Raw genomic sequence first — 7,621 nt, 5'->3', positions numbered from 1 at the left:
ACCGCTGCCAGCCCTTCACATGGACCAAAACCGCCGACGACATCCTCGAACACGCCACCCCCAAACGTCCAAGGACTTCATTCACACGACACTAGATCGCGAACTCTAGGTCACGGCCCGGGTGAGGGGCGTGTCCGTGAACCGGGGCGGATCGCCCCGGCCGCCGCGGCCGGGAAACCGTGCGTTCCGCACAGTCAGGACATGACAGCCGTGACTTCATTATGTTTCCGGAACATGAAAATCTCTGTCCATCACCGCCTGAGGGGGTCTGATGGACAATCGCTACGAGGTTTTCTGTATCGCGGACCGGTACTTCTACGAGAGCCTCGACCGTTTGTCCGGCCGTGCCTCGGGGGGAGCGGTGGAACCGGCCGGTGCCGTACCGATGTTCGAGACGGCACAGCGTGCGACACCGGCCGGCTGGCGCCGCCAGCGCAGCGCGGACTGGCTGCACATCGACCCGCTGACCAGCGTCGACGGCACCACGGCCGCACCCAAGCAGGGCTGGAAGGTCCATGTGACGGCGGGCCTGGACAACGCCGACAAGGTGGCCGCGAAGGTCTGGGACTACTGCGTCCCGCGTCATATCCCGTTCAAATTTGTGCCGAGCCCGCAACTGCTCCACCTGCGGAACTCCAAATACGCCCGGCGGGACACCAGCGGCAAATTCGTCACCATCTATCCGTCCGACGAGGAACATCTGCGTGTGGTCCTCACGGAACTCGGTGAACTCCTCGACGGAGAGCCGGGACCGTACATCCTCACCGATCTGCGGTGGCGCCAGGGGCCGCTGTACGTGCGCTACGGCGCGTTCGCCAAGCGCTTCTGCGTGGGGGAGAGCGGCACGCTGGTCTCCGCCATCGAGGACGGGCAGGGGCGGCTGGTCCCCGACCCCAGGACGCCCGCGTTCCAGGTGCCGGCGTGGGTCACGCTGCCGGAGTTCCTCGCGCCGCACCTGGCCGCCCGCAACGCCACCACGGTCGGCGACCTGCCGTACCGCATCGAGCAGGCGCTGCACTTCTCCAACGGCGGCGGTGTGTACACCGGCACCGACACCAGGACCGGCGAGAAGGTCGTCCTCAAGGAGGGCCGCCCGATGGCCGGGCTGGCGTCCGACGGGGCCGACGCGGTCGCCCGGCTGGAACGCGAACGGGACGCGCTGGAAAAGCTGTCGGGGCTCGGTGTGGCACCCGAGGTGCGCGACTGGTTCACCCTCGGCGACCACCGCTTCCTGGTGATGGACTTCCTGGAGGGCCGCACCCTCAACTCCTTCTTCGGCCACCGCCATCCGCTGCTGGTGCCCGATCCCGATCCGGCGGACGTCGCCTCGTACACCGCCTGGGCGCTGCGCGTCCACGCGGACGTGGAGCGGGCGGTGGCCGCCGTGCACAACCGGGGAGTGGTCTTCAACGACCTGCACATGTTCAACATCATGGTGGCGCCCGACGAGCGGTCCGTGAAGCTGCTCGACTTCGAGGCCGCGGCCCCGGGGGAGAGCAACGGCCGTCAGTCGGTGGCCCATCCGGGCTTCATGGCACCGCCCGACCGGCGCGGCTACGACGTCGACAAGTACGCGCTGGCCTGTCTGCGGATCGCCCTGTTCCTGCCCGTCACCACGCTCTTCGCGATCGACCGCGCCAAGGCCGCGCACCTCGCCGAGGTGATCGCCGGTGAGTTCCCCGACGTACCCGGTGAGTTCCTCGACGACGCGGTCGCCGAGATCACCCGGGGCATGGAGCGGCCGCCGTCCCGCGGCGGCCGGTTCCTGCCCGTGGACACCGCCGCACCCGCCGCGGGAAGCGGCACCGCCGACCGGGACCGCTGGCCCGGGCTGCGCACCTCGATGGCGGTGTCCGTGCTCGCCTCGGCCACCCCCGACCGCGAGGACCGGCTCTTCCCCGGCGACATCGCCCAGTTCTCCGACGGCGGCGGACTCGGCCTCGGACACGGCGCCGCCGGTGTGCTGTACGCCTTCGCCGAGACCGGGCTGCCCCGCTACGAGGAGGGCGAGCGCTGGCTGCTCGACCGTACGGACCCGCTGCCCGGCGGCACCCCCTTCGGCCTGTACGACGGCGCCGCCGGCATCGCGTACGTCCTCGACCGGCTCGGCCACACCGACCGCGCGCTCGACATCGTCCGCGGCGTGCTCGCCGAGAACTGGCTGCGGCTCGCCTCCGACCTCTCCGGCGGGCTGGCGGGTGTCGGGCTGGTCCTCGACCACCTCGCCGCCGCCACCGGCGACACCCAGCTGTCCGCTGCCGCGCTCGCCGCGGCCTGTACCGTGGCGGGACGGCTGCGCGAGGCGGCACAGGACGACAGCGCGGCCGCCGCGAAGCGCCGGGCCGGGCTGATGCGCGGTGCCACCGGCCCCGCCCTGCTCTTCCTGCGGCTGTACGAGCACACCGGCGACCCCGCCCTGCTCGACGACGCGGCGCTGGCCCTGCGGCTCGACCTCGACCGGTGTGTGCGCACCGCGAGCGGCAGCCTGGAGGTGGACGAGGGCTGGCGCACCATGCCCTACCTCGGCGACGGCAGCGCGGGGATCGCCGCGGTCCTCGACGACTTCCTCGAGCACCGCCCCGACGAGGGGTTCGCCGAGGCCAGGACCGGCATCCTGCGCGCCGCCACCTCACGGCTCTACGCACAGCCCGCACTCTTCGGGGGCCGCGCGGGAATGATCCTGCACCTCGCCCGTACCACCTCGCCCGACGTGCCCGAGGGCGCGCTGGCCGCGCAGATCGACAGCCTCGGCTGGTACGGCATGGACTACCGGGGCGGGCTCGCCTTCCCCGGCAACCAGATGATGCGGCTGTCGATGGACCTCAACACCGGAACGGCGGGCTGCCTGCTCGCGCTCGGCGCGGCACTGGGCGACACCCCGGCGCAGCTCCCGTTCCTCCCGTACCGCCGCCCCCGCGGGGCGGCCCCAGAACCGGTACCGGCCGAGTCCGGCGCCGTGGCAACACCCCGTCCCCACAAGTGAAGGGAAAACCGAGATGGCTCTTCTCGACCTGCAGAACATGGAAACCGCCGAGCGTGGACACGGTGGCGGCGGAGGCCCCGCGAGCTCGCTGAGCCTGCTCAGCTGCGTCAGCTCCGCGAGCTTCCTCGTCTGCCTCTGAGCGGCGACATACTCCGAGCGGACATCCGGCTCTGAACTCGGCGTAGCCGCGCGGCGCGTGGCGGCGACGACTTCACTCCAGATACCAGTGCCGGCAGCGGTCGGAGCGGCAGCCGACCGCCTGTCCTGATCCGTACAGCGCGCGGAGAGGCCCCGGACGGTCCCGGTCACGGGACCCCGGGGCCTCTCCTACATCCCCGACTTCCCTCCCCGACGAGGACTGGACTCGCCCATGGCCGGCAGCACGCAGGTGGCGGACCCGCAGACGCCGGAGCACCGGGCGCCCGACCTGGCCGCCGACCGGATCCTGCGGGACGCGACCCGGCACAGCGCGGGCCGGGCCGTCGCGCTCTGCCTGCTCGGCCTCACCGGGATCGGCATCGCCCTGCTGCTGCCCTTCGCGCTCGGCCGCGCCCTCGACATGCTCCTCACCGGGCGGCCCGCGGGCGCCTGGGTCACCCGCTGCGCCGCACTGATCGGCGCCCAAATCCTGCTCGGCGCCGCCGACGACGTCCTCGGCGCCGTCACCGCCGCCCGCGCCACCGCCTGGCTGCGGCTGCGGCTGGTACGGCACGTACTGGACGCGGGTCCGCAGGCGGCCAACGGCGCTTCCGGCAAAGCCACTTCGGGCGCGGGGGCCGGGGATCTCGTGACGCGGCTCGTCGGCAACGCGGCCGACGCGGGGGCCGTGCCGCCGGCCGTTGCCGCGCTGCCCGCCGCGCTCGCCCTGCCGGTCGGCGGGATCGTGGCGCTCGGGCTGACCGACCCCTGGCTCGCGGCGGCGTTCCTCGCCGGTGGGCCCCCGCTGGCCCTGCTGGTACGGCGGTACGCCCGCTCCTCCTCCGACTGCGTGGCCCGCTACCTGGAGGCGCAGGGCGCCATCGCCGGACGGCTGGTCGAAGCGCTCGGCGGCGCCCGTACGATCGCCGCCGCCCGCACCGAGGAGCGCGAGAACGCCCGCGTGCTGGAGCCGCTGCCCGAACTCAGCGCCCAGGGCCACCGCATGTGGCGGGTCCAGGGCCGGGCCACCGCGCAGGCGGCGGTGCTGGTGCCGCTGCTGCAGATCGTGGTGCTCGCGGTCGGCGGCATCCGGCTGCGGCAGGGCGGCATCAGCCTCGGCGAACTCCTGGCCGCCACCCGCTACGCGTCCATGGCCACCGGAATCGGCCTGGTGGTGGGCCAGTTGAACGGCCTGGTCCGCGGGCGGGCGGCGGCCCACAGGCTGGCCGCGGTTCTCGGCGTCCCCGCCGCGCGGTACGGCGAGCGGTCGCTGCCGCCCGGCGACGGGACGCTGGAACTGCGCGGCGTCACCGTGCTGCGCGGCGGCGCGACCGTACTCGACCGGCTCGACCTCACCGTGCCGGGCGGTGCGTGCGTGGCGGTCGTCGGGCACTCCGGCGCGGGCAAGTCGGTGCTGGCCGCCCTCGCGGGCAGGCTCGCCGACCCGGACGACGGCCAGGTCCTGCTGGACGGCGTGCCGCTGCCGGAACTGCGCGCGGACGCGCTGCGGGACGCGGTCGGCTACGCATTCGAACGGCCCGTGCTGCTCGGCGACACCATCGGTGACGCCCTCCGCTTCGGCCTGCGCGAACCCCCGCCCGACACCGTCACCGAGGCCGCCCGCGCCGCCGGGGCCGACGGCTTCGTCCACCTCCTGCCCGACGCGTACGACACCCCGCGCGCCGCCGCCCCGATGTCCGGCGGCGAGGTCCAACGCCTGGGCCTGGCCCGCGCGTTCGCCCACGCCGGCCGCCTCCTCGTCCTCGACGACGCCACCTCCAGCCTCGACACCGTCACCGAACTCCGCGTGACCCAGGCCCTCTCCCAGGACCCCCGCCACCGCACCCGCCTCGTCGTCGCCCACCGCGCCTCCACCGCAGCCCGCGCCGACCTCGTCGCCTGGCTCACCCACGGCCACCTCCGCGCCCTGGGCCCCCACGAGGACCTGTGGCAGACCCCGGAGTACCGCGAGGTGTTCGCGGCAGGCGGCGACCTGGCGGCAGAGGGGAGCGATCTCCATGCATGACCTCAAGCTGCGGGGCTATCTCCGTGAGCGGTGGCGGGTGCTGGTGGTGCTGGGCGGGTGGTCGGTGCTGGAGGCGGGGGAGACGTTTCTGGTCGGGTTCGCGCTGGCGCGGGCGATGGACCAGGGGTTTCTGCGGGGGCGGCAGGGGGTCGGGCTGGGGTGGCTGGCGCTGGCCGCGGTGGCGGTGCCGGTGGGCGCGTACGGGACCGGGCGGGTGTACCGGGGGGTCGCCGCGCTGGTGGAGCCGCTGCGGGACCTGCTGGTACGGCGGGTGGTGGGCCGCGGGCTGCGCGAGGCCGTCGGCGGCGGAGCCCAGGGCGACAGCGGGGTGGTGTCGCGGCTGACCCACCAGGTGGAGATCGCCCGCGACGCGCTCGGCGGACTGGTCATGGTGCTGCGGTCGTTCGTGTTCACGGCGATCGGCGCGCTCGCCGGACTCCTCGCGCTCTCGCCCGACCTGCTGCTGGTCGTCGGCCCTCCCCTGCTCGTCGGGGTGGCGGGCTTCGCGCTGGTGCTGCGGCCGATGGCGGCCCGCCAGCACCGCTTCCTGGCCGCGGACGAAGCGGTCGCCGAGGAGCTCGGCGCCCTCACCGCGGGCCTGCGGGACATCACCGCCTGCGGCGCCCAGCAGCGGATGGCCGACCGCGCCTCCGCCCGGGTAGACGCCGAACTGCGCGCCGCCCGCTCGCTCGCCCGCTGGGGCGTCCTGCGCGCCACCTCGATCGCCGTCGGCGGCCAACTCCCCGTCGTACTGCTGCTGTTGACCACCCCTTGGCTGCTCTCCCGGCATGTCACCCCGGGCGCGCTGCTCGGCGCGCTCACCTACCTGACGCAGTCGCTGCAGCCCGCGCTGCAGAACCTGGTGCACGCGCTGAGCACCGCGGGCACCCGCCTCGGCGTCGTCCTCGGCCGCCTCTCGGCGCCCCCCGCGCCGGGCCGCCCGCGGCCGCCCGCACCCGGCCCGGCCCGCACCCCGGGCGCCGCGCTGGAGCTGCGCGGCGTCACCTTCGCCTACGGTCCGGCCGCCGAGCCCGTACTGCGCGACCTCCATCTGACGGTGGCCGAGGGCGAGCACCTGGCCGTCGTCGGCCCCAGCGGGATCGGCAAGTCGACCCTCGCCGCCCTCGCCGCCGGTCTGCTCGCCCCGTCCCACGGCGACATCCGCCGTACGCCCGACCTCGCCCTCGTCCCGCAGGAGGCGTACGTCTTCACCGGGACCGTCGCCGAGAACCTCAACTATCTGCGGACGAAGGCGAGTTCACCCGGAGACGAGGACCTGGCCGCGGACGCGGCGGCCGAGCAGGTCGGGTCCGCCGGACTCATCGCCGGGCTCGGCGGGGCCGAGGGGCGGGTGGACCCGGGCACCCTGTCGGCGGGCGAGCGCCAACTCCTCGCGCTGACCAGGACATACCTGTCCCCGGCGCCCTTGGTGCTGCTCGACGAGGCGACCTGCCATCTCGACCCGGCCGCCGAGGAGCGCGCCGAGCGCGCCTTCGCCCGCCGTCCCGGCGGAACCCTCGTCGTCATCGCCCACCGGATCAGCTCGGCACTGCGGGCCGACCGCATCCTGGTGATGGACGGCGCCCACGCGACCTGCGGCACCCACGAGGAGCTGCTCGACCGGTCACCGCTCTACCGCGACCTGGTGGGCGGCTGGTCGTCACACCCAGCCGGCGCCGCGGGAGATCCTGATGGCGTCCACCCGGTTGCGGGCCCCGGTCTTACGGGTGATCGAGGCCAGGTAGTTGCGCACCGTGCCGTTGCACAGATGCAGGCTGCGGGCGATCTCCGAGACGGAGGCACCCTCGGCGCTCAGTGACAGCACACTCAACTCCCGCCGGGTCAGCGGCATGTCCGCGGCCTGGAGGAACTCGATGGCCAGCGACTCGTCGACGAACCGTTTCCCCTGGGCGACCTGCCGTATCGCGGCCGGCAGCCGGTCGGCCGAGCGGTCCTTGTTCACGAATCCCAGCGCCCGCGCCTCGAAGGCGCGCAGCAGATTGCCGGGCTTTCCCGCGTTGGTGAGCACGATCAGCCCGCATCTGCGCCGGTACGCGCTGTTGCACTTGGCCAACTCCCCGGCCCGCTGCCGCCAGCCCTGGCAGTCCGCGTCCGCCACGCACACTTGTGGAACCATGTCCCGGTTTCTCTCGCACAATCGGTGCCATTCGGTGTCCGCCACCTCGAAGTCCGGTTCCCTGCCGATCAGCGCGGACAGCGCCGAACGCAGCAGGGAGGTGTCATGAGCAACCAGCACGCGTATCACTCGTCATCACCTCGCGTCGTGTCCACGCACCAGGGCGTGGGAGGCCGCAGGAGAGCCTGCGGGCGATGCGCCCCCCCGAGCGCGATTGCATTCCTACCCGGTGATGCCACGCCAATGGGGGCTGATTCCGGCCAGACGGAGGCAAGAGGGGGCGACATGGATGCGCCCCCGGCGTGCGAAACGCCGCCGCGCGCCGGTCTCGGCGGAG

The 7,621-nt window shown here is 73.6% G+C and carries 4 protein-coding genes and 1 pseudogene; 4 read left to right on the top strand and 1 reads right to left on the bottom strand.

The window, feature by feature from the left end:
* Positions 1 to 271: 271 nt before the first annotated feature.
* The 4 genes from lanKC to AB0M29_RS37295 all read left to right on the top strand — a co-directional run bounded on the left by lanKC (position 272) and on the right by AB0M29_RS37295 (position 6,966).
* Positions 272 to 2,983 (top strand): class III lanthionine synthetase LanKC, encoded by a 2,712-nt coding sequence (lanKC, locus tag AB0M29_RS37310; protein WP_365391164.1) that lies wholly within the window; start codon positions 272 to 274, stop codon positions 2,981 to 2,983.
* Between the two features lie 13 nt (positions 2,984 to 2,996).
* Positions 2,997 to 3,122 (top strand): SapB/AmfS family lanthipeptide, encoded by a 126-nt coding sequence (locus AB0M29_RS37305; RefSeq protein ID WP_365391162.1) that lies wholly within the window; start codon positions 2,997 to 2,999, stop codon positions 3,120 to 3,122.
* 231 nt (positions 3,123 to 3,353) lie between these two features.
* Positions 3,354 to 5,147 (top strand): ABC transporter ATP-binding protein, encoded by a 1,794-nt coding sequence (locus AB0M29_RS37300; RefSeq protein WP_365391160.1) that lies wholly within the window; start codon positions 3,354 to 3,356, stop codon positions 5,145 to 5,147.
* On the top strand, positions 5,140 to 6,966 hold the full coding sequence (locus AB0M29_RS37295) for an ABC transporter ATP-binding protein (protein ID WP_365391158.1): 1,827 nt from the start codon (positions 5,140 to 5,142) through the stop codon (positions 6,964 to 6,966). Before AB0M29_RS37300 ends, AB0M29_RS37295 begins: the two co-directional genes overlap by 8 nt.
* On the opposite strand, the pseudogene AB0M29_RS37290 reads toward AB0M29_RS37295, so the two are convergent.
* A pseudogene (locus tag AB0M29_RS37290) lies at positions 6,892 to 7,284 on the bottom strand (LuxR C-terminal-related transcriptional regulator); the annotation flags it as partial. The gene AB0M29_RS37295 and the pseudogene AB0M29_RS37290 overlap by 75 nt on opposite strands.
* Between the last annotated feature and the right edge of the window lie 337 nt (positions 7,285 to 7,621).

This window comes from Streptomyces sp. NPDC051976, from assembly GCF_040680795.1.
In the GTDB taxonomy this organism is placed as follows: domain Bacteria; phylum Actinomycetota; class Actinomycetes; order Streptomycetales; family Streptomycetaceae; genus Actinacidiphila.
Note: the sequence above shows the minus strand (reverse complement) of the source record. Positions and strands in the feature narration are given on the sequence as shown.

What these genes read in the sequence shown, in the direction of transcription:
- lanKC (WP_365391164.1), top strand. Translation starts at nt 272, where the DNA reads ATGGACAATCGCTACGAGGTTTTCTGTATCGCGGACCGGTACTTCTAC.
- AB0M29_RS37305 (WP_365391162.1), top strand. Translation starts at nt 2,997, where the DNA reads ATGGCTCTTCTCGACCTGCAGAACATGGAAACCGCCGAGCGTGGACAC.
- AB0M29_RS37300 (WP_365391160.1), top strand. Translation starts at nt 3,354, where the DNA reads ATGGCCGGCAGCACGCAGGTGGCGGACCCGCAGACGCCGGAGCACCGG.
- AB0M29_RS37295 (WP_365391158.1), top strand. Translation starts at nt 5,140, where the DNA reads ATGCATGACCTCAAGCTGCGGGGCTATCTCCGTGAGCGGTGGCGGGTG.